Origin of the sequence: Streptomyces pristinaespiralis (assembly GCF_001278075.1) — a bacterium.
Lineage (GTDB): Bacteria > Actinomycetota > Actinomycetes > Streptomycetales > Streptomycetaceae > Streptomyces > Streptomyces pristinaespiralis.
Map to the genome: position 1 here is coordinate 4993103 of NZ_CP011340.1, position 22958 is coordinate 5016060.

Sequence of the window (22958 nt, forward strand, 5' to 3'; positions counted from 1 at the left end):
GGCCAGGAGAACCGGGTCCGGGAAATCGCCGATCCGGCCCTACTGTGACAAATCGCCCCCATCCGAGGTACGTGTTCCGCCGTCGGTACGCTTCGGCCTCCTCAGGGCGTAGGAGCAGCCCCGGTGAACGCGACGAAGTCGGCCCAGGCGGAGGCGCGCACGGCGAGCCGGGGTCCGGCCGGATCCTTTGAATCACGGACGTGGACGGTGCCGCGACCGTCAGCGATCTCGACGCAGGAACCTCCCTCACCCCCGCTGTAGCTGCTCTTGAACCAGTGGAGCTGCTGCTCGATGTTCATCGCTCTCCCAGCATCTTCTCGATCAGGGCCAGGGATTCCCGCGCGTTGAGGGCCTGAGACCGAAGGATGCCATAGCGGGCGGTGATGAGCCTGACCTGCTCCGCATCAGTGATCAGCCGGGGGTACCCCTGCACCTCTGTGTACGCGACCTGCTGGCGCGTCTCGGCCGTGAGCAGGGTGAACACGCCGTCGACGTTGGGGTGTTCCTCGCGGTGCGTCGGCATGACCTGTAGTTCCACGGTCCGCATCCGTCCCACCCGGAGGAGCTGGCGCAGTTGGGCTTCATGGACCGTCCGGCCTCCAATCGGACGCTGGAGCGCCGCTTCCTCCACAATGAAGCTGCACGTGGGCGCCGGCCACCGCTCGAAGAGCTGCTGCCGTGCCATTCGGTCGACGACGCGAATCGCGATGGTCTCCTCATCGAGCAGCGGCCGACGTTGGGAGAAGATGGCCCGCGCGTAGTCCTCGGTCTGCAGAAGCCCGTGAACGACCTGATTGCTGTAGTCGTGCAGTTCTACTGCTCCGGCCTCCAGCTTGGCGTAGTTCCGGTACCACTCCGGGTGCCGGGTCCGCGCCTTCGTCTGTGCCTCCCGAACGTCCGGCACCGCTGCCCTGAGCACGCCCCGCGCGTCCAGCAGGACGTCCGCGCGCTCCAGGAAGTCGGGCTGCGGCGTGCGGACGCCGCGCTCCATCGCGGAGATCAGAGCCTCCCCGCAGTGGGTCGCCGCGCCCAACTCCTTCTGGCTCAGCCCGGCGGCCTCGCGCAGCACCTTGATCTGCTTCCCGAGCGCACGGAAGAGGTGTGTGGTTCCGTCCACCTCGGCCGGCCGATCCGGCCGCTCGTCGCGATCCGCGTCCGCCATGCCCGACCTGCCTCTCGCTTGCCGCCGTCGGGTCACTCCCGACGACCCGTACACAACGGCACGCGCACCCGCACAACTGCGCCTCGTCGACCGGCAACCCCTGGTCAGGGTAGGCAGGGGCGGACACGCTCGGGGACGTGAATACGGAAACGACCACCTGCAAGGCTGAGTTCGTCCAGCGCTTCACCCCCACCCGCCGCGGTGCTCGCCTCGCCCGCCGTCTGGCGCTGCACCAGCTCGAGGACTGGGGCTACGACTACGGCACGGAGACGTCAGAGGCGGTGGGACACATCGTCGCCGAACTGGCGGCGAACGCGGCGACACACGGGCAGGTACCGGGCCGCGACTTCGAGCTGCGCCTGCTGCTGTCGGAGCCCGGCACCCTGCGCATCGAGGTCTCCGACACCCGCTCCGAACGCCTCCCGTCCCTGCCGGAGCCGGCGGCCCCCGACGCCGAATCGGGGCGCGGCCTGCTGCTGGTCGGGGCCTTGGCGGACGCGTGGGGCGTCACGCCGCGCGACGTGGGCAAGACGGTTTGGGCGACCGTCGCCGTCCGTGACGCAGCGGGTCCGGCCACTCCCGGCTGAATCGGGCCACTGGCCGGGCCGGTAGCTGCCGGCGGGCTGCTGGACGATCACGTTCGCGCGGTTGTAGGTGTTGATGAGGGCGATGAGGCAGACAAGGGCGGTGAGTTGCTCCTCGTCGTAGAACTTGGCGGCGTTCGCCCAGGCCTCGTCGGTGACGCCACCCGCCGCGTCGGCGATGCGGGTGCTTGGCTACCTCAACCCCATCGAGTGACATTTTCCCCGAAGCGGGGAACTCGCATCACCAGCCCACCGGAGCTGTGGGCGAGAGGAAGAATCTCCGCCCAAGCAATCACCAAGGGCCCGTCCCTAGGCTGACGAGCCCTCGTGCAGATCTACGTTAATTAATTAGGGATATCACCCGCATTGGTCGACCTCCGCTCTGCCGCCTTGGCTCGTGCCGCGTCGATGGGGCCGGGATCGTATTTCAGCAACGCGGGATCTACCGGGTAGGGTTCTTTCCACCAAGCGGGCACGAAACCATCCGGATAATACTCGTAAGCGTGGCATTTGCTGCACCATTCCCAAAGCCGTCCATGGCCGATGAACGATTGGCCTCTCAAGACCTTCGCTTGGACGCTCTCCTGCTTGTACCAGCGGTGCAGGGTATGATGCGAGCAAATGGGGCAGGCTGCTTCGGGAGAATCATTCTTCCAGTCTTCGTTAAAGATGCGGCGCCATGAAGAGCGATGTTCAAGGTCCAGTTCGCGCCAGTCAATGTCACTGGTCATCGGTTTCCATTGATCCTATCTTCGAGAGCGTTTCCGGAGCCGTAGGGCGTCCCGTCACCCGGGGTGACGGGGCGGCCGAAGGTCGGGTCGGCCGAAGGTGTCGCGTTCGATACCCTGAGACACGGCACGTTCGACCGGCAGACCCGCCAGAGGGTGGTGCCGTCCCAGGTAGGTGAACCGGGCAGGCGTTTCAGAGTCCCGGAAGTTTCCCCCGTCGCCTGGCGGTCCTTCACCCGGCGCGAGGGGCTACAGCCACGAATGCCCTCCGAAAGAGTGGCGAACATCGTCGCGGAACAACTTGGAGCGGACGCGGCCATCCACGAACGCGTACCGGTGCTTCGAACATCACTTGCTGCTCGGGGAGTCAGGCGCCTTGCGCATCGAAGTCTCCGCCATCCTTTCCGAACGCTTGCTCGCGGCGCTGGGCGGACGCATGGGATGCGCGCCCCGGCAAGTCGCCAAGACTGCCGGGTCGGAGCCGGCACCCTGGAGGGAGAATGATGGTGGTGCCGGCACCGAACGTTGCGATGTCAGCTGCAACTCATTCCGCGATGGGGCCATTAGCCACGCAATAGGGTCGAACCATACGGAGTCAGGCGGTACCCCGAAGCGGGCCGAACCGGGACGGCGTTCTGTAATCACCGTCGTCTTCGTGCCACTGGCAATCTGCCGCCCACACGTATCCCTCTCCTCCATTAAGCAAGAAGAGAGAGCCATGGGAGAAACTTGGCGGAGCCTCCCCAAGGATTCTCGCCTGGTCTTCCGCCGTGGCAATGTCGATACGTAGAGAGTCGTAAGTGGGTCGCAACTTCATGAGCTCGACCGCAGGGAAAAGAACATCCACCCGCGATCCATATCGATCAGAATCCGCACTCCGCAGCAGTAGCACCGAATGGCTAACCGAATACTGCCAAACCTGGAATTCTCGATCCCATGCGGGAATTCTCATCAAAGTTATCCTCCCGGTAGCGGAAAGACCATCTCGGGAATTTCCACGATCTTTCCGTTTTCATAAAAAGTGATACTGTCCCATGATCTATCCCCCAGTCGCACTGCTTTACCTACATGGTACATCTCTCTTTCCGTGGCGAACCAATTGTCTCCCGCCCCGTTCTGATAGGCGGAAAGAAGCTTCTCGGCTAGCGTTTCGCCGTTCTTGAAGCCGTCCATGGCGATGTGCAGGCGAACGTCAGGATTATGTGCCGCAGCGCGCACGTCCGTCTCGAAGTCGGTCCAGTTGTCCAGGTAGTGGGTGAACCCGTTGGTTTCGGCGAACTCGCGCAGGCCATGCTTACGTATTCCAAGTGCAACATTGTTCGGGCAAGGTGACAGCCCATTCGGGTCCGCCCAGGAGTACGGGTTGTGGACATAAGCCGCAGGGTTGGGTGCGGGCGCCAATCCTAGAGGATCAGGCGATGCAAACCTTGCAGTCTCGGGAACGTAATATCGATGAAAATTATAGTAGAGGCCAGTCTCACGATCAAAGTACTGGCCTGGGAACCGGAGGGGTATGTATGCCGTGCTGGCGGTAGCCCACGTGGAGGCTCCCCATAGCGTGCTACGAGCGCGCCATGCCAGCGAACCCGACTCATCGATGAGCGCGTTCGGAGTTCCGGAGAGATCCGTCGCGATGGAGAAGAAGCGTTCGTTAAAAGCCTCCTGTGGGGACTCGCGTGACAGAAGGCGTTCAGTTTGGGCAACGGGGTGCAGGCCATGGTGGTCCCACGTGAGAGCTACCGGCTGCGGAATGGCGTCATTCTCCGCCACTTCCTCGCAGAGGGTGGTGCCGTCCCAAGTGAAGGTGGTCTGTTCAACGACCGCCGTGCCGTTCTCGACGAGACGTTGTTTCGCGGTTCGGCGACCGAGCGCGTCGTAGTGGTAATGCCACACCGTCCCGTCCGGGGTGGTGACGGAGCGCATGCGGTTTTCGGTGTCCCACTCGTAGCGCCAGGTGTCGGGTTTGCGGGAGAGGCGGGTCTTCTGGCGGAGGGTGATACGGCCGAGGGCGTCGTGTTCGTAGCGGATACTGCCGGCTCGGGTGATGGTGGTGCCGGTGTATTCGCGGGTGCCAGTGGCCTCTTGGCCGGGGTGGGGCGCGGGCCAGGACGCTTCGGTCTGGTTGCCGGCCTCGTCGTAGGCGTAGCGCTCGGTCCAGCCTGCGGCATGGACGGCCGTGACGCGGCCGACGGGGTCGAGGTCGAAGGTGCGGGTGCCGGACAGTTGGTCGGTGAGGGCGACGAGGTTGCCGTCGGCGCGGTAGCTGTAGTCGCGGCGTTGGATGCTGCGGTCGCCGGTGGTGACATGTTGGTTGGTGAGGCGGCCGAGCGGGTCGTACTGATTGGTGAAGGAGACGGTGTCGCCGATGTGGCGGGCGATCTCCTGCCCGACGGCGTCGTGTTCGAAGGCGATCGTGCGGCCGGAGGTCGTCAGGGAGGTGCGGCGTCCGGCTGCGTCGTAGGTCCAGGTGCTGACCGCGCCGGTCGGGGTGGTGCGTCCCGTGCGGCGACCGAGGGCGTCGTACGTATAGGAAATGGTCCGGCCGTTGACCGTCTCGGAGACGAGGCGGCCGTACCGATCGCGGAGGTAGGTGACCGTTGCGTCTGCGTTGACGGCTTCGGCGAGCTGGTCCGTGAAGTCGTACGCGAAGGTCGTGACCGACCCCGCCGCGTCCTTGCTGGTGATGCGGTCCAGCTCGTCACGCTCGTAGCGGATCGTCTGGCCGAGGGCGTCGGTGCGGGTGACGAGGCGGCCTGCCAGGTCGCGTTCGTACATGAGGGCGCGGTTGTCGAAGTCGCTCTCGGATATGAGGTGGCCGGCCGCATCGTAGGCGTAGTCCCATGTGAGGCCCTGCGGGTTGAGGACCTGGGTGAGCCGCAGCTCGTCGTCGTGGGTGAACTCGTAGCGCACGCCGTCAGGGCCGGTACGGGCGCTGAGCAGGTCGAAGTGCGTGTACTCGAAGCGGGACACCTGGCCGAGGGCATCGGTGTGCGTGACGCAGTTGCCTTCGCCGTCATATGTCCAGGTCTGCTGGGTGCCGTCCGCCTCGGTGCGGCGAGCGAGTTTGCCTTCCGGCGTCCACTCGAGTCGGGTCGTTGCGCCGAGAGGGTCGGTAAGGGTGACGGGGCGGCCGAAGGTGTCGCGTTCGATACGGGTTACCGCACCAAGCGCGTCTGTGATCTCGACCGGCAGACCCGCCGCGTTGCTGCGCACACGGGTGGTGTTGCCGAGCGCGTCGGTGACGGCGGTGAGGTGCCCGGCTCGGTTGTAGGTGTAGCGGGTGACGGCCCCCGAGGGGGCGGTCATGCTGGTGCGGTTGCCGCGTTCGTCATAGTCATGGCGGACCGTCGTACGGTCCGGGTTGGTGACGCGGACGGTCAGTCCCAGCGTGTTGTACTCGGCCTGCGCCTCGCGGCCGTCGGGGCGGACGACCGTGGTGGGATGTCCGGACTCGTCGTATTCGAAGCGTGTGGTCCGGCCGAGCGGGTCCGTCAGCGACAGAAGGCGGTTGTAGCGGTCCCGCTCGTAGCGGGTGATCGCGCCGAGCGGGTCGATCTCCTTGACGACCTGGTGCGCGTCGTTGATGACGAACCGGTTCACGGCACCGGCAGCGGTTGTGGTGGTCGTGGTCCGCAAGCCGGTCTCAGCGTCGATGCCGCCGTAGTCGAGGCGCAGGCTCATGTGGCCTGCGGCACCGGATTCGGCGATGCACCGGTCCTGCTCGTCGTAGGCGTAGTCGTAGCGGCTGCCGTTGGTGTCCGTCCACGAGGTGACCCGGCCGCGGGCGTCGTACGCGAATTTGAGGGGCAGGCCGGAAGAGTTGGTGACGTCGGTGAGGTGACCGTCGGTGTAGCCGTAGCGCAGGATCTCCTGATCGGAGCCGTCCGTGGCGGCGCCGGCCAGATGCAGAGCCGTGACCCGCCCGTCCGCGGTGGTGAGCTTCAGGTGGTAGCCGCCACAATGGACGATCGAGACCGGCGCACCGGTCTCGTCGTCGTACTCGAACGTGATCCAGTTGCCGTTGCGGTCGTCGATCTGGGTGAGGAGTGCCTGATCGTCCTGGCGGGGGGCGAAGTGCCATGTACGTCCGGTGTCCGGGTCGGTGATGGTGTAGTCGCCATCGACGTCACGGTCCAGGGGCCAGCGCGGGCCGTGGCTCGGCATGACGGGCACGCCGGGGGCCGGGTGCGGATAGGCCAGGAGCATGCCGTCCTCGCATACGAAGACGACGCCCTCGGAGTCGATCTCCAGGCGCTGGTCGGCGGTCGATGACCAGGACGGCCCGAACCATCGGCCGGCGCGGTAGTCCGAGGCGACCCGTCGGCGGAAGATCAATGGCAGTGTGCCCGGCAGGACGATGTCCGTCTGGGGCAGATACATGACGCCCGTGGCAAGGTCGATCGGGTCCGTGCCCCGGCTCTCGACGGCGTCGGGGGTGCGGGAGGGCTTCGCCGCGTCTTCGACACCTTGGCGAGCCGCGGTCTTCGCACCCGTTGTGACCGCGCTCTTCGTTCCGGCGGTGACCAGGCCTTTGACGGCGCCGGCGCCTTTGGTGCCGAGGATTTCGGGGATGAGGCGGCCGATGAATTCGGACGGGTCGCCCTTGGCGGCTTCCCAGGCGTTCTTCAGGGCGCGGTCGGGGTTGGCGGCGGTGGAGGCGATGCCGGCGAGCGTGGTGTTGACGCCTTTCCAGTACTCGGCCGGGTGGGTCAGGTTGTACATGTCGAGCGGGTTGACCGAGCGGACGAAGTTGACGATGCCCGCTGTTCCCTTGACGACGCCGCCGGCCAGGTGCATGGATTCCACGCCCATGCCCAGGGCGTAGTCGGTGAACTCGGCCTTGAGTTTGTCGCGGCCGGTGGGTTCCTTCGGCGCGTGTGCCATCGCCGCCGTCACCGCACTCTTCGCAGCCTCCGCCGCTTCGTTGCGGGCCTTGCGGGCGTCGGCGAGGATCTCCCGCGCCCGGGCCCGTTTGGCCTTGCCCGGGTCGGAGAACTCACCCGGGTCCGGCAGCGGGTTGTCCCCGTTGCGGGCCGCGTTGTAGGCCTCGACCTTCTTGTTGTACGCCTCGGCCGCCTTCTTGGAGTCGCTCTCACCCTCCCTGTAGAGGGCGATCGCCTCCTTCGCCTTGCCCTGCGCGCTGGTGACCGCTTTGGAGTAGGTCTCCAAAGCCTTGGCCGCGTCCTCGCACGCGTCCGCCGCGCGCAGCCAGTCCGTGGGCAGCGGCTCGAACTTCTCCCGGAAGGTGTTGGCCGCCTCACCCTTCCAGTGGGCCGAGTCCATCTTCTTCAGCCCGCCACCGACCAGGTCGAACGCCTTGTGGAAGTCCCGCAGGTTCTTCACCGACTCGGCGATCTTCTCCGGCCGGCCATGAATCAGCTCGTTCGCCTCTTCACTCTGGCCGAGCTGCTGCTCACCCACCTGCGCACCGAGCGACGAAGCGGTCTCGTCCCCCCAGTCCTCGACCGCCTCGGCCACACCGTCGTAGCCGTAGTGCCGCAGCCCCTGCCCGGCCTTGTCGGTCACATAGTCGACACCCTCGCCGACCAGTTCCTTGCCCTTGTCGATCCCGTCGTCGACGATGTCGACGCCCTTGTCGACCAGCCCGCCCCAGTCCACCATCAGCGACTCTCCCCCCACCGCGGCTGCTCAGCCTGATCCACCGTCGCCTGATCCGGATCAAGATCCTCACGCAACTGCGCGTCCAACCGCTCCCGCACCGACGGATCGAGGATCCCCGCCCGCTCCATCGCGTCGTTCTGCGCATCCATCACGTCATACGTCGTGTTGGCCCACGTCTGCTTCACCTCGGCATGCGCCTGCGAGAACGACTCACCGCTCCAGTCCGCGTTGTCCCACGCGTGCTGGTCACGGATCGTGTCCCAGCTCATCTGCTTGACCTCGTCCTCCGACAGATGCGGATTACCGTTCAGCGAGTTCACACCGATCTTGATGCTGTCCTTGACGTACTGCTCCTGCTCCGCGAACGACCCCGCCGACAGACCCAACGCCTGAGCGACCAGATTGCCCTTCATCGTGAGCGCCCGAACCCCCCACTCCCACCGGTTGCAGAACGTCTCGAACTCCGACGTCAGCCCGGGATGCCCCAACTCCAGACCGGACAAGGCCAGATCAGAGAACCCCCGGCCCGTCGTCGCCTCCCCGATCATGCCGAGCTCCTTCAGCTCCGCATGCGCCAGATCGATACCACTCGCGATCTCCACCAAAGCCGACGGCGGCGCCGCAAGATCCGGCTGCTCCCCACTCACCGTGTCCCCCCGAGATCCACCACCGCCGCCTCGGGCACCACACCCTCGACCGGCGGAAACAACATGCCCTCGTCACTGCCCGCATCCAGCGCGACACCCGCCGGGCCCGGCAGCATCGGCACCATCACATCCAACAACCGCGCACCCAGCACCGTCCGGTACTCCCACTCACGCCCCGCATCCTGCTGAGCATGCGCGAACCGCGACAGCGCCTCCTCGTCGGAGAACGCACAGATCCACCGCACCCCGTTGAAATCCGCCGTCCACAAACTCCCCTGCGCATCGAACGGCACCAACACCGCCGCACGCCGGAACTCCCCCAGCAAACGCGCAAACCCACGCCGACCCGCCGCCACCTCATCCACCACCGGCACAGACGCAGCCGCCACAGGCTGCTCGAGAGGCGCAGCTGGCGCCGCTGGCCCGGACTCCCCGGCCTGCTCGGTCAGTTCGGCCAACTCAGCGAGTCTCAAAAGGCGGTCAGGCCCCGATATGTCATCCCCGTTGTCACTCACCACTGGATGCTGCCACGTGGCCTTTCCCGCCAGCAACGAGAAAATCGGGCAAGTCGCCACGTGTGACACACCCCCATCGGTAGCGGACGATCTCCGAAGTGTCGAAGGTTCCACCTCCTGATCGAGCGCCCGCACTCGAGGTCCGGCGTAGCCCGAGGAGGCGCTGTCCCGACGTCGGTCGAAGGATTGAGGGGATTCGGGCCCGCCTTCGCGGGGGCCGGGCTCGCGTACGGGTCCGTCGTCGAGGTCGGTATGTAGGTGCGCTCCGCGTAGACGCTCCCACCGTCCGTCTCAGCGGACAGGCGTGGTCCGCGCGTACCCGACGGCCGCGACCGGCGGCAGGACTTGAGGGTGGCCATGGCCTGGGCGCCGAGGGCCAGGGTCTTGGCATGGGAGTGGTTGATCGCCAGCTGCTCGACGGACAGTGTCCCGGCGGCCGCGGTACGACACGCGCCCGGCGCCGTCAGCTTCGCTGTGTGCCCCTCTAACCCACAACGGGACGCCTGCAGCAGTCGCCTTGGCCGTCGCGACGGTTATTGCCGCGCTCCGCAATGCCGGTCAACAAGAGTGACCGATTGGTCGTCCCAGCGTCAGGGACGTGCAGGGTGTGCCGGCCCCGGCCCGGACGAAACCCGCCCCGGGCTGCGACGAGGCGGCCCGGGGCGGGTGCTGCTTCTCCTACGGGGCGGCACCGGCCGGACCCGGCCGGGTGGTTCTCGTCATCCGAACTGACCGGGCCGGTAGCTGCCGGCGGGCTGCTGGACGATCACGTTCGCGCGGTTGTAGGTGTTGATGAGGGCGATGAGGCAGACAAGGGCGGTGAGTTGCTCCTCGTCGTAGAACTTGGCGGCGTTCGCCCAGGCCTCGTCGGTGACGCCACCGGCCGCGTCGGCGATGCGGGTGCCCTGCTCGGTGAGCTCCAGGGCGGCACGCTCGGCGTCGGTGAACACGGTGGCCTCGCGCCAGGCCGCGACCAGGTTGAGGCGCACCGAGGTCTCCCCGGCGTGCGCGGCGTCCTTGGAATGCATGTCGGTGCAGAAGCCGCAGCCGTTGATCTGGCTGGCGCGGAGCTTCACCAACTCCTGCGTCGCGTGGGGCAGCGTCGAGTCCGAGACGACCTTGCCCGCGGCGTTGAGGTGCTTGATGAACTGGAGGGCGACCGGGTTGCCGAAGAGGTTCAAGCGAGCTTCCATGGTGAGCTCCTGTGCCGTTGCCGATGGTTACACCGACATGACGGAACGACGGGGCGTGGATGTGACACGACCTGATGTGACCCGCGTCTCACCAGCTGAACGGCATATCCACCGTGCTTGCCCCGCGATCGCCGCAAGCCCGACTCAGGCAGGGACGGGCTCCCTGTCGGCACCGTCGAAGGGCGGGTAGCTCTCGCTGCCCATCCGCTCAGCCGCATCGATGTAGTCGGCAAGAGCGTCGCGGGATTGGGCGAGCCTGTCCATCTGATCGTCCAGTCGCCGCAGCCGGGACCGCATCGCGGCCAGCAACTCGGGGCAGCCCAGCAGTTTCGGGTCCTCTCCGATCGCGCAGGGCAGCAGGTACGCGATGTCCTCGGTGGACAGACCGGCACCCAGCAGGTGCCGGATCTGCTTCACGCGCAGCACGGCGTCCTCGTCGTACTCGCGATAACCGTTCGCGCCGCGGTCCGCCTCCAGCAGGCCCTGGGCCTCGTAGTAGCGCAGCTGATGGGCGTTGACGCCCGTCCGGCGACCCAGTTCCCCGATCCGCATCGAAACCTCGCTTGACCTTCACACCGGTATCAACGTTGACGATGCTGCCATGAACAACGAACCGCATGAACCCGTGACTGTCGTCGGACTCGGACGGATGGGCCAGGCACTCGCCGGTGCGTTCCTGAAGGCCGGGCATCCCACAACCGTGTGGAACCGCACGGCCTCCAAGGCCGACCAGTTGGTGGCCGAGGGCGCACTGCTGGCGCCGACGGTCGGCGACGCGCTGAAGGCAGGTTCCCTGGCGATCATCTGCGTCACCGACTACGAGGCCATGCGCGAACTGCTCGGCGCGAGTGACGTCGATCTGGCCGGCACGATGCTGGTCAATCTGACCTCGGGAGACTCGGCCCAGGCCCGTGAAACCGCCCACTGGGCCGAGCAGCGAGGCGCCCGTTACCTGGACGGCGCCATCATGGCCGTACCGCCGGCGATCGGGACCTCCGAAGCGGTGATTCTGCACAGTGGGTCGCGATCGGACTTCGAAACACACCGGTCGACACTCGACGCGCTCGGCACCCTCACCTACCTCGGCGCGGACCACGGGCTGGCGTCCCTGTACGACGTGGCGGGCCTCGCCATGATGTGGAGCATCCTGAACGCCTGGCTCCAGGGCACCGCCATGCTTCGGACGGCCGGTGTCGACGCCGCGACGTACGCGCCGTTCGCGCAGCAGATCGCTGCCGGTGTGGCCACATGGCTGCCGGGGTACGCCGAGCAGATCGACAACGGCTCCTTCCCGGCCGAGGTGTCGGCCCTGGAGACCGACGCGCGGGCGATGGCGCACCTGATCGAGGAGAGCGAGGCGGTGGGCGTCAACGCCGAACTGCCCAGGCTGCTCAAGGCGATGGCCGACCGCTCGATCGCCGCCGGTCACGGTGGGGAGCAGTATCCGGTACTGATCGAAGAGTTCAGCAAACCCCGCAACGACTGACCGGTCCCGACACCGGGACCGGCGTCGGGCGCTCACCGGACCGGGCTGACCGTCCGGTGATCACGTAGGCGGAGAATTTCTTCGGCCCGGCAGGAATGTCGGGATCGCGGCCCTTGTCCGAGCAGGGGCCGGATGCACTTTCAGATGACGAAGTGCATCAGGGCCGATCAAGTCGCCTGTGACCGGCTCGCCGTCACCGGGCGAGATCCGGCGACGGCCTCAGTGCTGGATCAGGTCGCCGACCGGGACGGGCGCGACGTGGCCGGTCGCCGGCAGCGTCTGGGCAAGGGCGAGGCCGATGTCGACCAGCGACGACCGGCGCAGGCGTGGGACGTCCGGGATCGGGGTCCACACCGACTCGACGATGTCGCCGTTCGGCTCGGGCCGGAGGCGGCCGCCGGTGATGCGGGCCCCGTAGAAGATGCCGACGTTCTGGTGGTCGGGTCCGTCGGGGACGGTGCGTTCGGCGGCGGGGATCACCCGCGAGTCCACGCCCAGCAGGCGTTCGACCACCGCGTCGCAGCCGGTCTCCTCGGCAACCTCCCGGATCACCGTGTCGAACGGATCCTCTCCGTGCTCGACCTTGCCGCCCGGAAGGGTCCAGTTGGATTCACCCTCCGGCGAGACGTAACGGGCGAGCAGCACTCGGCCGTCCTCGACGCACACGGCGTACGCCGCCAGCCGCAAACTCATCCCCGTACCTCCCACCGGACGGTATCGCGATGTCCGGCATCCGTGCACAGCCCGGGCCGCCGAACAAGTCCGGTCAAAGCGCCGCCGGTTCCCGCGGGCATGGAGGTGCGAGGCTGCTAGTGACCCGCTGAAGCCAGGTACACCCTCGAGCGGGTCAGCGAAATCCCGTCCGCGACGAACGTGGTCCCAGACTCGCCGCCGGAGGCCGATACCGCGATGCGCCCGTCCTCCGTGGCGTGCACGGTCACCGTCATACGTGCGCCACCGCCCCAACCCGAGACACGCAGATCGGTGATCGCCCTGCACGTGAGGGAGAATTCGTACGTGTTGCAGTCCGAGTCCCACCCATCGGGCAGCGGCTTGTCCGGAAACCGCCCCGTCTCGAATCCCAGGGTCACACTCGTGCCCCTTTCGTCGATGTGGACATGATCGAGTCTGCAGTCGGCCAACCTGGGCGGTGTGCTGAAGAGCCGCTGGATGCGCTCCGGCTCGTCAAGCAGTTCGAACCATTCAGATGCGCTCATAAAAGGTCCTCTCCTCCGAGCCGGGGATGCGGTCGAACCTGTGGGCGTCCAGCTTTGCCACGAACTGGTGCGGCCCAGCGTCCGTCTCGCCTTCGCCCGCGGTGAAGGCGCTGAGATGCCCGATCAGAACGGTGTCGGCCGCTTCGAAGGTGAGGCCGAAGGAACGCGAATGCGCCGTGACACGGATTCTTCGCGCACCACACTCCTCGAGCCCGACGTCTGCCGTGGCCGGTGGGTTCCACCCCGTGAGGTCGAGGTGCTCCACGGCGGTGAACCGGAGTTGGCACTGCAGGCGGTCGAGACCCGCCGCGGACCATTCCTGGGGCGGTTTCTGCGGGAAGACCGGCAGGTCGATGCGCAACGTCAGGGACGGGCCGAAGCGGTCCAGGCGGATGGACCTCACGGTGACGGAGACGAGTGGCGGCACTGACGTGTAGAGGGCGTTCAGCTGCGCCGCGGGCTGGACGAGGTCGGCCCAACTCCGGTTCATGGCGGTCGTGCTCCTCACGGCCCGGGCAGTTGACGTCGTCAGTCGGTGGGCCCTCTACATTCTCGCGGACCTTCAGGACCCGCCGCGTGACGGCGACGGCGTCAACCCCGACGGAGCCGGCCTCGCAGCGAAGGCCGGGACACCGACAGTCAGCGCGTCACCGGTCGCAGTGTCGCGGCCGTCAGGCCCGCTGTCGCGTCGTCCGGGCTCGCGTACGGGTCCTTGGCCTGTGCCCGGTCGTACGCGCACTCCGCGTGGACGCCCCCGTAGAAACGGCCGCCGTCCGCGTACCACTCGTAGACCTGGCGACCGTCGCCGTCGCGTTCCGTGCGCAGCGTCCAGTTGTCGCCCGACGGCGTGGAGTCGAACGAGACGATGTCCCAGCCCTCCGTCTTCAGGTGGTCGCGCAGACGGCGCATCGCGGGGAGCGCCTCGGACTCGGGCACGTCGGTGAGGTGCCACTGATGGGAGAGGGCGTAGGCGCCGTCGACGGACTCGTCGGCCGCGCTCTCCAGACCGTCCGGGTAGCAGTAACCGGCCGACAGGGAGTTGAACTCGCCGCCCGGCAGCGTCGCGTCGAAGCCGAGGACGTCGTACGCCTCCTGGGAGCGGGCGCCGGCCCGGTCGGCCATGGTCTGCGGGGCGGCCTTCGGGTAGTCCTCGGGGGTGGCGCGCTGGACGCCGTACGTCACCAGCACGGCGAGCACCAGCAGCACGGGGATGCCGACGATCGTCGCCAGGGCGATGCCGAGCCACTTGGCGGCGGACGTACTGGTGCTGGGCTGCGCGAGGTCTTCGGTCACGGGGACGACGCTACGAGCAGGCCTGCCACGGCCGTATCCGTGGACCGACTCAAGCCGCATGAGCACGGCTACTCAGCCGACCGGGCACGGCCCCCGGCCGGTTGTCCGCCACCGCTCGTATGCTCGGCGCTGTCAGCCGGCACTCAATCCGCGGTCCGGCCATTGCGCCGACTCGTCGTACATGGCGTTGATTTTGCGCGATGCTTTGAGAAATGCGTAGTCGACTTCGCCGTCCGCCGGACGGGACCGACGGCTCTTCGTGTCCATGATGAGGATGCGAGGCGTTTCCGCCGAATCGAAGCCGAATGCATACTCGACCGAATCACCCGATTCGGAATTCTTGCGAAAGTGGACGAGTGAAGCCATTGCCATTCCCCTTCCAGATCCTCGCGTTTGGGCAAGGGTATCTTCCCGCCCAGTTGTAGCTGTTGTGCGCGAAGCGGGCTTCCTGGTGCGTGGCGCCGGGGTTGTCGCGGAGGCACCCGAGCTCTGTGGTCGCGTGCTCGGGCAACAGGTGGTCCTCGGGCAGGCCGCCTCCGGTAGGCATGCTTCTTGACCGACCCGCCCCGGAGCCCGCCGCGCGGCAGGCCAGTGCCTTTCGTGGCCGAAGAGTTCGGGGGTGGGGGCGGCCGAGTAATACGCCGCGGTGCCGCCTTTCACGGGCAACGGAGAGCGGGTGACAAAACGCTGCATACGGGACGCATGTCGCCGTCATCTCTGACCCGCCCCACCCCGCTCGTATGCTCGACGCATGACCGATCACCAGGGCGGACCCCATCCGGCACGGCCGACCGAGAACGCGATGCGGCGTGCGCTGAAGCGGGCCAGGGACGGGGTGGCGCTCGATGTCGCGGAGGCCGCCGTGCTGTTGCAGGCCCGCGGCGCGGACCTGGAGGACCTGACCGCCTCCGCCTCGCGCGTGCGGGACGCCGGTCTGGAGGCGGCAGGCCGCGCCGGGGTCATCACGTACTCGAAGAGCGTCTTCATCCCCCTCACCCGCCTGTGCCGCGACAAGTGCCACTACTGCACCTTCGCGACCGTGCCCGGCAAGCTCCGCCGCGCCGGGCACGGGATGTTCATGTCGCCCGACGAGGTGCTGGAGATCGCGCGGCGCGGCGCCGAAATGGGCTGCAAGGAAGCGCTGATCACCCTCGGCGACAAGCCGGAGGACCGCTGGCCCGAGGCCCGCGAGTGGCTCGACGCGCACGGGTACGACGACACGATCGCGTACGTGCGGGCCATGTCCATCCGGATCCTGGAGGAGACCGGGCTGCTGCCGCACCTCAATCCCGGGGTGATGTCCTGGACCGACTTCCAGCGGCTGAAGCCGGTCGCACCGTCGATGGGGATGATGCTGGAGACGACGGCGACCCGGCTGTGGAGCGAGCCGGGCGGCCCCCACTACGGGTCGCCCGACAAGGAACCCGCCGTCAGGCTGCGCGTGCTGGAGGACGCCGGGCGGACGAACGTCCCCTTCACCAGCGGGCTGTTGATCGGTATCGGCGAGACGTACGAGGAGCGGGCCGAGTCGCTGTTCGCGCTGCGCCGCGTCTCCCGGGCGTACCACGGCATCCAGGAGCTGATCCTGCAGAACTTCCGCGCCAAGCCGGACACGGCCATGCGCGGTATGCCGGACGCGGAGCTGGACGAGCTGGTCGCGACGGTCGCGGTCGCGCGGCACATCGTGGGTCCTTCCGCCTGTCTGCAGGCGCCGCCGAACCTGGTGGACGCGGAGTACGCGCGGCTGATCCGCGCGGGGATCGACGACTGGGGCGGCGTGTCCCCGCTGACCCCCGACCACGTCAATCCCGAGCGGCCCTGGCCCCGGATCGACGAGCTCGCAAAGAAGTCGGCGGCCGAGGGTTTCGAGCTGCGTGAACGGCTATGCGTGTACCCGGAGTTCGTCCAGCGCGGCGAGCCGTGGCTCGACCCGCGGCTGCTGCCGCACGTACAGGCGCTCGCCGACCCGGAGACCGGTCTCGCGAACAGCGACGCCCTCCCCACGGGGCTGCCCTGGCAGGAGCCCGACGAGGGGTTCACCGCCACCGGGCGCACCGATCTGCACCGGACCATCGACACCGACGGCCGGACGCACGACCGGCGTGACGACTTCGACGCCGTCTACGGCGACTGGGACGCCCTGCGCGAGGCCGCCGCGCCCGGCATGGTGCCGCAGCGCATCGACACCGACGTCAAGGCGGCCCTGGCCACGGCCGCCGACGACCCCACCAGGCTGACGGACGACGAGGCCCTGGCACTGTTGCACGCCGACGGCCCGGCCCTGGACGCCCTCACCCGCATCGCCGACGAGCTGCGCAGGTCGGTCGTCGGCGACGACGTCACGTACATCGTCACGCGGAACATCAACTTCACCAACGTCTGCTACACCGGCTGCCGCTTCTGCGCCTTCGCCCAGCGGCGCACCGACGCCGACGCCTACACCCTGTCGCTGAGCCAGGTAGCGGACCGGGCGCAGCAGGCGTGGGACGTCGGCGCGGTCGAGGTGTGCATGCAGGGCGGCATCCACCCCGATCTGCCCGGCACCGCGTACTTCGACATCGCGCGGGCCGTCAAGGAACGCGTCCCCGGCATGCATGTGCACGCCTTCTCGCCGATGGAGGTCGTCAACGGGGCCAGCCGCACCAACATGTCCATCCGCGAGTGGCTGACGGCGGCCAAGGAGGCCGGGCTCGACTCGATCCCCGGCACCGCCGCCGAGATCCTCGACGACGAGGTCCGCTGGGTCCTCACCAAGGGCAAGCTGCCGACCGCGACCTGGATCGAGGTCGTGAAGACGGCGCACGAGCTCGGCATCCGGTCCTCCTCCACGATGATGTACGGGCACGTGGACCAGCCGCGCCACTGGCTCGGCCACTTCCGTACGCTCGCCCGCATCCAGCAGGAGACCGGCGGCTTCACGGAGTTCGTGACGCTGCCGTTCATCCACACCAACGCGCCCGTGTACCTGGCCGGCATCGCCCGCCCGGGCCCGACGGCCCGCGACAACCGCGCCGTCACGGCGATGGCCCGCATCCTCCTGCACCCGCACATCACCAACATCCAGACCAGCTGGGTGAAGCTGGGCGCCGAGGGCGCGGCGGAGATGCTCCGCTCCGGGGCCAACGACCTCGGTGGCACGCTGATGGAGGAGACCATCTCCCGTATGGCGGGCTCCAGTTACGGCTCGTACCGCTCCGTCCGCGACCTGACCGCCATCGCGGAGGCCGCCGGGCGGCCGGCCAGGCCGCGGACGACGCTGTACGGGGAGGTCCCGGCCGAGCGTCAGGAGGCGGCGGGCGCGTCCGACGGGCACCTGCCGGAGCTGCTGCCCCTGCTGCCGGACTGACGACCGGCCGCGGCGCACCGAACGGTCCGTACGGCGGCGCCGCGCCGGTGCCCGGACAGCGGGCATTTCGGGCGGTACGCCGCGGCTGCCTGCGTCCCGCGACATACCGGTGCGACCCGCGCAGGGCCCGGCCGGTACCGGCCGTCGCCCCCTGAGCCCGCTGTTCCCGTTCGATTACAGTGCTGGGCCGGGCAGTGTTCGTTCGACGTCGGGGGAGGAGCGCGGTGAGCGCAGCAGCCGCAGGCGTGTGGGGCCGTGCCGAACAGCAGGACTTCCGTGCCAGGGTGCGGGGCGCGCTGCTCGGCGGGGCGATCGGCGACGCGCTCGGCGCCGGAGTCGGTGGGCTCACCGTCGAGGAGATCCGCGCCGCCCACGGCCCCGACGGGCTGACCGACCTCGAACCGGTCAACGGCCGCCGCGGCGCGGTCACGGCCGCCACACAGCTGACGCTGTTCACCGTCGACGGCCTGATACGGGCCCAGGTCCGCCGCGACACCGGCGCCTGGCACCCGCCCACCGATGTGCACCGCGCGTACCTGAGATGGGCCGCCACGCAGCGCGACTGGGGCCCGGACGAGCGGCGCAAGGACAACGGCTGGCTCGCCCGCGAGGAGTGGCTCTACAGCCGCCGCAACCCGCCGCGTGACACCGTCACCGGCCTCGGCGACACGATCATGGGCACCCTGCAGACCCCCAAGAACCCGACGGCCCGTGACGCGGGGGCTCTGGTGCGCTCCGCGCCCTTCGGGCTGCTGGTCGGCTGGGAGCCGCAGCTGGTGTGCCAGCTCGCCGTCGAGTGCGCGGCGCAGACGCACGGGCATCCGACCGCGTACCTGTCGGCAGGGGCGTTCGCCGTCGTCGTGCACGGGCTGGCCCGTGGCGAGACGCTGGACGGCTCGGTGCAGCGGGCGCTGGCGCAGCTCGCGTCCCGGCCGGGGCACCAGCCGGTCACGGACGCGCTCAAGCAGGCGCTCGGCGCCGTACGGCAGGGCATTCCGAGCCCGGCGCGGATCGCCTCACTCGGCGACGCCAGGCAGGCGGAGGACGCCCTCGCCATCGCCGTCTACTGCGCGCTGGTCGGCGAGGACATCAGGCACGGGCTGCGTCTCGCCGTCAATCACGACGGCCCGTCCGAGGTGACCGGTGCGGTGTGCGGGGCGCTGCTGGGCGCGATGCACGGGGAGACCGCGCTGCCGCCGGCCTGGCTGTGCGAGCTGGAGGGCCGTCCGACGCTGCTGGAGATCGCGGACGACTTCGCGATGGAGATGACCCAGGGCCCGGCACTGCACAGCCCCACGGTGACCGCGCCGGGCTGGCTCCAGCGGTATCCGCGGGCGGCGGCCGAGCTGACCTGAGCGGGCCCGCCCCGCTCCAGGAACGACGAGGGCCCGGCTCCCCTCCTCGGGAGCCGGGCCCTCGCGCGGCCCGGGGGACCGGCGCAGGGGCGCGCGTCAGCTGTCGGCGCCCTCGCGGCCGAGCACCTTGACGTCCGCGTCGCCGGCCGCGGCCGGCGACGGGATCAGCCGGGCCGCACCGAGGCCGTCCTCGTCGTCGCCGTTGATCTTCGCGAGGACCGCGTCGCGTTCCGGGGTGTCCTCGGGCTTGATCCAGCCGACCACGATGTAGAGGACGAGCGAGACGGCCAGCGGCACCGAGATCTGGTACTGGAGCGGCACACCGCCCTCGACGTTCCAGTGGATCGGGTAGTTGACCAGCCAGAAGGTGAGCAGCCCGACGCCCCAGCTGAGCAGAGCGGCGGTGGGTCCGCTCTTGCGGAACCAGGGAAGCAGACCGAGCATCAGCGGGATGGCGATCGGACCCATGAGGCCGGCGACCCACTTGATGACGACGGTGATGATGTCGCCGAAGAACGGCGAGTTGACCTGCGTCGCGATCGCCATCGACAGTCCGAGGAAGAGCAGCGTGGTCCAGCGGGCGGCGAGCAGCCCGAGGCGGGTGTCCCACTCCCGGGCCTTGCGGGACAGCGCGGGCATGATGTCGCGGGTGACGACCGCGGCGATCGCGTTGGCGTCGGAGGAGCACATCGCCATGGTGTGGGAGAAGAACCCGACGATGACCAGGCCCAGCAGGCCGTGCGGCAACAGCTGTTCGGCCATCAGTGCGTAGCTGTCGGCGGGCACGTCGGTCTCGATGAGCAGCGGGGCGACCCACATGGGGAAGAACAGGACGGCCGGCCAGACGAGCCACAGCACCGCGGACAGGACGCCCGAGCGCTGCGCGGACTTCGCGGAGTCGGTGGCCATGTAGCGCTGCGCCTGGTTCCACATGCCGCCGTTGTACTCGAAGGTCTTGATGAACAGGTACGCGATCAGGAACACCATCATGTACGGGCCCGCGAGCGGCTCCGCGTGGCCCTTCAGCTCGGGCTCGTCCCACACGGTCCACAGGCTGCTGAAGCCGCCCAGCTCGGCCATGACGGCGACGAGCATCGCGATGCCGGCGACGAACTGGATGACGAACTGGCCGAGTTCCGTGAGGGCATCGGCCCACAGGCCGCCGACGGTGCAGTAGACGGCGGTGACCGCACCGGTGATCAGGATGCCCATGTTGAGGGAGACGCCGGTGAAGACGGAGAGGAGGGTGGCGATGGCCGCCCACTTCGCGCCGACGTCGACGATCTTCAGCAGTACGCCGGACCAGGCGAGCGCCTGCTGCGTCGGCAGGTTGTAGCGGTTCTTGAGGTATTCGAGCGGCGAGGCGACGTGCAGGCGCGACCGCACCCGGTTGAGCCGGGGTGCGAACAGCTTGGCGCCGATCGCGATGCCGATGGCGATGGGGAAGGACCAGGTGACGTACGAGGTGACGCCGTAGGTGTAGGCGATGGCCGCGTAGCCGGTGAACATCACCGCGCTGTAGCCCGACATGTGGTGCGAGATGCCGGACAGCCACCAGGGCATCTTGCCGCCGGCGGTGAAGAAGTCGCTGACGTTGTCCACGCGTTTGTGGGACCAGACGCCGATCGCGACCATCACACCGAAGTAGCCGATGAGCACGGCCCAGTCGAGACTGTTCATGTCCCCTCCAGGGGGGTCCGCCTTGTGAACGAGGAGCGCGCTTCGTCGTTGCGTCCGTTGAGCGGCGCCCCCATGCGGGAGTTGGGGACTTCCCGGATTGAACAGGCTTCCGCGGGCGGTGGTCAAGGCCTCTGACGGTCATGAGTGTGAACGAGGATCAGCAAGACGAACGATTTTTACTCGTTCTTGACCTTGAGGGGCGTTGTCGCGAACGAGACGCGGGCCACACGATGAGCGGGCACTTCGTCGAGTCCGACAGACAGAAGAGACCGCACGGGATGCGGGTCCCGTGCGGCCAGGAAGAGGTGAGGTACCGGTCCCCGAACTACCGCATCAGCTCACCGGCGTTGACGAGAAGCGACTGGCCGGTGATCGACCGGGCGCGGTCGGAGGCGAGGAAGACCGCCGCCTGGGCGACATCGCGGTCCGTGGCCAGATCGGGCAGGGCCGTCCGCTCGGTGAGCCGCCCGAGCACCTCGCCCTCCGGCACTCCTTCGGCGTCGGCCGTGAACCGGACGTACGCCCGCACCGGCGGCCCCCACATCCAGCCGGGGAGCACGGTGTTCACCCGGATACGGTCCGGGCCGAGCTCCCGGGCCAGGGAGTACATCGCGGAGGTGAGCGCTCCCTTGGACGCCGCGTACGCGGCCTGCCGCACCTGCGAGGGCGCCGCGAGCGCCGACTGCGTGCCGATGAAGACGACGGAACCTCCCCGCTCCCGCAGTCCCGGCAGGCACGCGCGCGTCATGCGCAGCGTGCCGAGCAGGTTCACGTCCAGGACGCGCTGCCAGGTGGCGAAGTCCGCGTCCTGGAGGCCGCCGAAGGAACTGTCGAGGGCGGCCACGTGCACCACGGCGTCGATCCGCCCGAAGCGCTCCATGGCGAGCGCCGCCAGTGCCTCGCACCGGGCCTCGTCGGTGATGTCGGTGGCCAAGTACGCGGTACGGGTGCCGCCGGGGTCGATCTCGCCGGCCGCCTTCGCGAGGTTGGCCTCCGTGCGCGCCCCGAGTACGGCGCTGCCGCCTTCCTCGACGACCGCGGCCGCGACCTGGAGGCCGAGCCCGGCGCCGACGCCCGACACGACGACGCATCTGTCCCGAAGCAGCATCCCGGTGCCTCCCGAGGCTGGCGGATTGTCTGACGGAGCGTCAGAGTAGGTCGGCCCGGCCCAGGAAGGAAGGGGAGCGCCATGAGCGGGAACAGGCACGGCGGCAGCGGTGACGGCACACCCGGCAAGGCCGTACGGGACGAGGACACACGCAGCGAGACGTACGCGGAGCTGGCGGCCGTAGGCCCCTACGGGGTGCGCCCCGGCCACGCCCTGATCACGATGGTCGAGCCGCATCCGGGCCACGAGTACGCGTACAACCGCTGGTACGAGGACGACCACTACTACGCGGGCGCGATGGCGATGCCCTGGATCAGCGCCGGCCGGCGCTGGGTGGCGACCCGGGACCTGCAACTGCTGCGCTACCCGGAGAAGTCGGCCGTGGCTCAGCCCGTGACGGCGGGGTGCTACCTCTCGACGTACTGGATCACCGAGGGCCGCTACGACGACCACATGAGATGGACCGTCGCCATCAACAAGCGCCTGGGCCGTGACGGACGCGTCCACCAGCGGCGTACGCACGTCTTCACGGCCTTCCAGGACCATGAGGCCACCGTCTACCGCGACGGCGCCGCGGGACCGCGCGACCAGCACGCGCTGGACCATCCGTACGCCGGTCTGGTGCTGGAGGTCGTCGACGCCCCCGGCCCCGCGCAGCGGGCGGAACTGCTGCGGTGGCTGCGGGCGAAGCACCTGCCGAGGCGGCTGGCGGGCTCGTGCGCGGCCATGGTGACGGTCTTCCGGCCCACACCGCTGCCGGGGGACCGGATGACCTATGTGAAGCAGGTGGAGGGCGTGGACAGCCGGCTGACGCTGCTGTGGTTCCTCGAGGAGGACCCGAGGGGCCGGTGGGAGGACACGTTCACCGGACTGGACACGGAGGTCGCGGAGTCGGGGCTGGGACGGGTGGAGCTGGTGGCGCCCTTCGTGCCGACCGTTCCCGGGACCGACCGCTATGTCGACCGGTTGCGCTGAGGCACGTCGCGGGCGCGGTCCGGGGCATGGCCGAGCCCCCTCGGCCG

General features: G+C 68.5%; 20 protein-coding genes and 1 pseudogene. 5 read left to right on the plus strand and 16 right to left on the minus strand.

Going from position 1 to position 22958, the window contains the following annotated elements:
* Positions 1-101: 101 nt before the first annotated feature.
* Together SPRI_RS21285 and SPRI_RS21290 are read right to left on the minus strand one after the other, a co-directional pair.
* The gene (locus SPRI_RS21285) at positions 102-299 is read right to left on the minus strand and encodes a DUF397 domain-containing protein (RefSeq protein WP_005316277.1); all 198 of its coding nucleotides are present in this window, start codon (positions 297-299) and stop codon (positions 102-104) included.
* On the minus strand, positions 296-1162 hold the full coding sequence (locus tag SPRI_RS21290; protein WP_005316279.1) for a helix-turn-helix domain-containing protein: 867 nt from the start codon (positions 1160-1162) through the stop codon (positions 296-298). Before SPRI_RS21290 ends, SPRI_RS21285 begins: the two co-directional genes overlap by 4 nt.
* Before the next feature lie 137 nt (positions 1163-1299).
* Here SPRI_RS21290 and SPRI_RS21295 point away from each other — a divergent pair, with 137 nt between their 5' ends.
* Complete coding sequence (locus SPRI_RS21295; protein WP_005316281.1) at positions 1300-1749, plus strand: ATP-binding protein; 450 nt, start codon at positions 1300-1302, stop codon at positions 1747-1749.
* Positions 1750-1755: 6 nt separating this feature from the next.
* Here the strand turns inward: SPRI_RS21295 and SPRI_RS39445 are convergent.
* The 7 genes and pseudogenes from SPRI_RS39445 to SPRI_RS21320 form a co-directional block, all read right to left on the minus strand.
* A pseudogene (locus SPRI_RS39445) lies at positions 1756-1932 on the minus strand (carboxymuconolactone decarboxylase family protein); the annotation flags it as partial.
* Positions 1933-2090: 158 nt separating this feature from the next.
* Positions 2091-2477, minus strand: a complete 387-nt coding sequence (locus tag SPRI_RS38535) for a hypothetical protein (RefSeq protein ID WP_005316284.1) — start codon at positions 2475-2477, stop codon at positions 2091-2093.
* 954 nt (positions 2478-3431) lie between these two features.
* Positions 3432-8096: a putative T7SS-secreted protein gene (locus SPRI_RS21300; RefSeq protein ID WP_053557183.1), complete on the minus strand. Its 4665-nt coding sequence runs from the start codon at positions 8094-8096 to the stop codon at positions 3432-3434.
* Positions 8096-8743: a hypothetical protein gene (locus tag SPRI_RS21305; RefSeq protein ID WP_005316290.1), complete on the minus strand. Its 648-nt coding sequence runs from the start codon at positions 8741-8743 to the stop codon at positions 8096-8098. The genes SPRI_RS21300 and SPRI_RS21305 overlap by 1 nt, the downstream gene beginning before the upstream one ends.
* The gene (locus tag SPRI_RS38910) at positions 8740-9201 is read right to left on the minus strand and encodes an SseB family protein (protein ID WP_374987850.1); all 462 of its coding nucleotides are present in this window, start codon (positions 9199-9201) and stop codon (positions 8740-8742) included. The genes SPRI_RS21305 and SPRI_RS38910 overlap by 4 nt, the downstream gene beginning before the upstream one ends.
* Positions 9202-9977: 776 nt before the next feature.
* Positions 9978-10451 (minus strand): carboxymuconolactone decarboxylase family protein, encoded by a 474-nt coding sequence (locus SPRI_RS21315; protein WP_005316295.1) that lies wholly within the window; start codon positions 10449-10451, stop codon positions 9978-9980.
* Positions 10452-10595: 144 nt separating this feature from the next.
* Positions 10596-11003, minus strand: coding sequence for a MerR family transcriptional regulator (locus SPRI_RS21320; RefSeq protein ID WP_005316297.1), 408 nt, complete (start codon positions 11001-11003; stop codon positions 10596-10598).
* 49 nt (positions 11004-11052) lie between these two features.
* On the opposite strand from SPRI_RS21320, the gene SPRI_RS21325 reads away from it, so the two are divergent.
* The gene (locus SPRI_RS21325; RefSeq protein WP_005316299.1) at positions 11053-11937 is read left to right on the plus strand and encodes an NAD(P)-dependent oxidoreductase; all 885 of its coding nucleotides are present in this window, start codon (positions 11053-11055) and stop codon (positions 11935-11937) included.
* A 219-nt stretch (positions 11938-12156) separates the two neighbouring features.
* Here SPRI_RS21325 and SPRI_RS21330 read toward each other — a convergent pair whose 3' ends face one another.
* The 5 genes from SPRI_RS21330 to SPRI_RS38540 all read right to left on the minus strand — a co-directional run bounded on the left by SPRI_RS21330 (position 12157) and on the right by SPRI_RS38540 (position 14813).
* Complete coding sequence (locus SPRI_RS21330; RefSeq protein WP_037774418.1) at positions 12157-12630, minus strand: NUDIX hydrolase; 474 nt, start codon at positions 12628-12630, stop codon at positions 12157-12159.
* Between the two features lie 116 nt (positions 12631-12746).
* Positions 12747-13154 (minus strand): immunity 50 family protein, encoded by a 408-nt coding sequence (locus SPRI_RS21335; protein ID WP_005316303.1) that lies wholly within the window; start codon positions 13152-13154, stop codon positions 12747-12749.
* The gene (locus SPRI_RS21340) at positions 13141-13644 is read right to left on the minus strand and encodes an Imm50 family immunity protein (protein ID WP_005316305.1); all 504 of its coding nucleotides are present in this window, start codon (positions 13642-13644) and stop codon (positions 13141-13143) included. The genes SPRI_RS21335 and SPRI_RS21340 overlap by 14 nt, the downstream gene beginning before the upstream one ends.
* Before the next feature lie 149 nt (positions 13645-13793).
* Positions 13794-14447: a hypothetical protein gene (locus tag SPRI_RS21345; RefSeq protein ID WP_005316307.1), complete on the minus strand. Its 654-nt coding sequence runs from the start codon at positions 14445-14447 to the stop codon at positions 13794-13796.
* A gap of 132 nt (positions 14448-14579) precedes the next feature.
* The gene (locus tag SPRI_RS38540; protein ID WP_158685183.1) at positions 14580-14813 is read right to left on the minus strand and encodes a hypothetical protein; all 234 of its coding nucleotides are present in this window, start codon (positions 14811-14813) and stop codon (positions 14580-14582) included.
* 385 nt (positions 14814-15198) lie between these two features.
* Between SPRI_RS38540 and SPRI_RS21350 the strand changes: the two genes are divergently transcribed.
* The gene (locus tag SPRI_RS21350) at positions 15199-17793 is read left to right on the plus strand and encodes a bifunctional FO biosynthesis protein CofGH (RefSeq protein WP_005316309.1); all 2595 of its coding nucleotides are present in this window, start codon (positions 15199-15201) and stop codon (positions 17791-17793) included.
* A 224-nt stretch (positions 17794-18017) separates the two neighbouring features.
* Positions 18018-19148, plus strand: coding sequence for an ADP-ribosylglycohydrolase family protein (locus tag SPRI_RS21355; protein ID WP_005316312.1), 1131 nt, complete (start codon positions 18018-18020; stop codon positions 19146-19148).
* A 96-nt stretch (positions 19149-19244) separates the two neighbouring features.
* Here the strand turns inward: SPRI_RS21355 and SPRI_RS21360 are convergent, their stop codons facing one another.
* Positions 19245-20828: a sodium:solute symporter family protein gene (locus tag SPRI_RS21360; RefSeq protein ID WP_005316315.1), complete on the minus strand. Its 1584-nt coding sequence runs from the start codon at positions 20826-20828 to the stop codon at positions 19245-19247.
* A 325-nt stretch (positions 20829-21153) separates the two neighbouring features.
* Complete coding sequence (locus SPRI_RS21365) at positions 21154-21936, minus strand: SDR family oxidoreductase (protein WP_005316317.1); 783 nt, start codon at positions 21934-21936, stop codon at positions 21154-21156.
* 81 nt (positions 21937-22017) lie between these two features.
* Here SPRI_RS21365 and SPRI_RS21370 point away from each other — a divergent pair, with 81 nt between their 5' ends.
* Positions 22018-22911, plus strand: coding sequence for a hypothetical protein (locus tag SPRI_RS21370; RefSeq protein ID WP_005316319.1), 894 nt, complete (start codon positions 22018-22020; stop codon positions 22909-22911).
* Positions 22912-22958 lie beyond the last annotated feature (47 nt).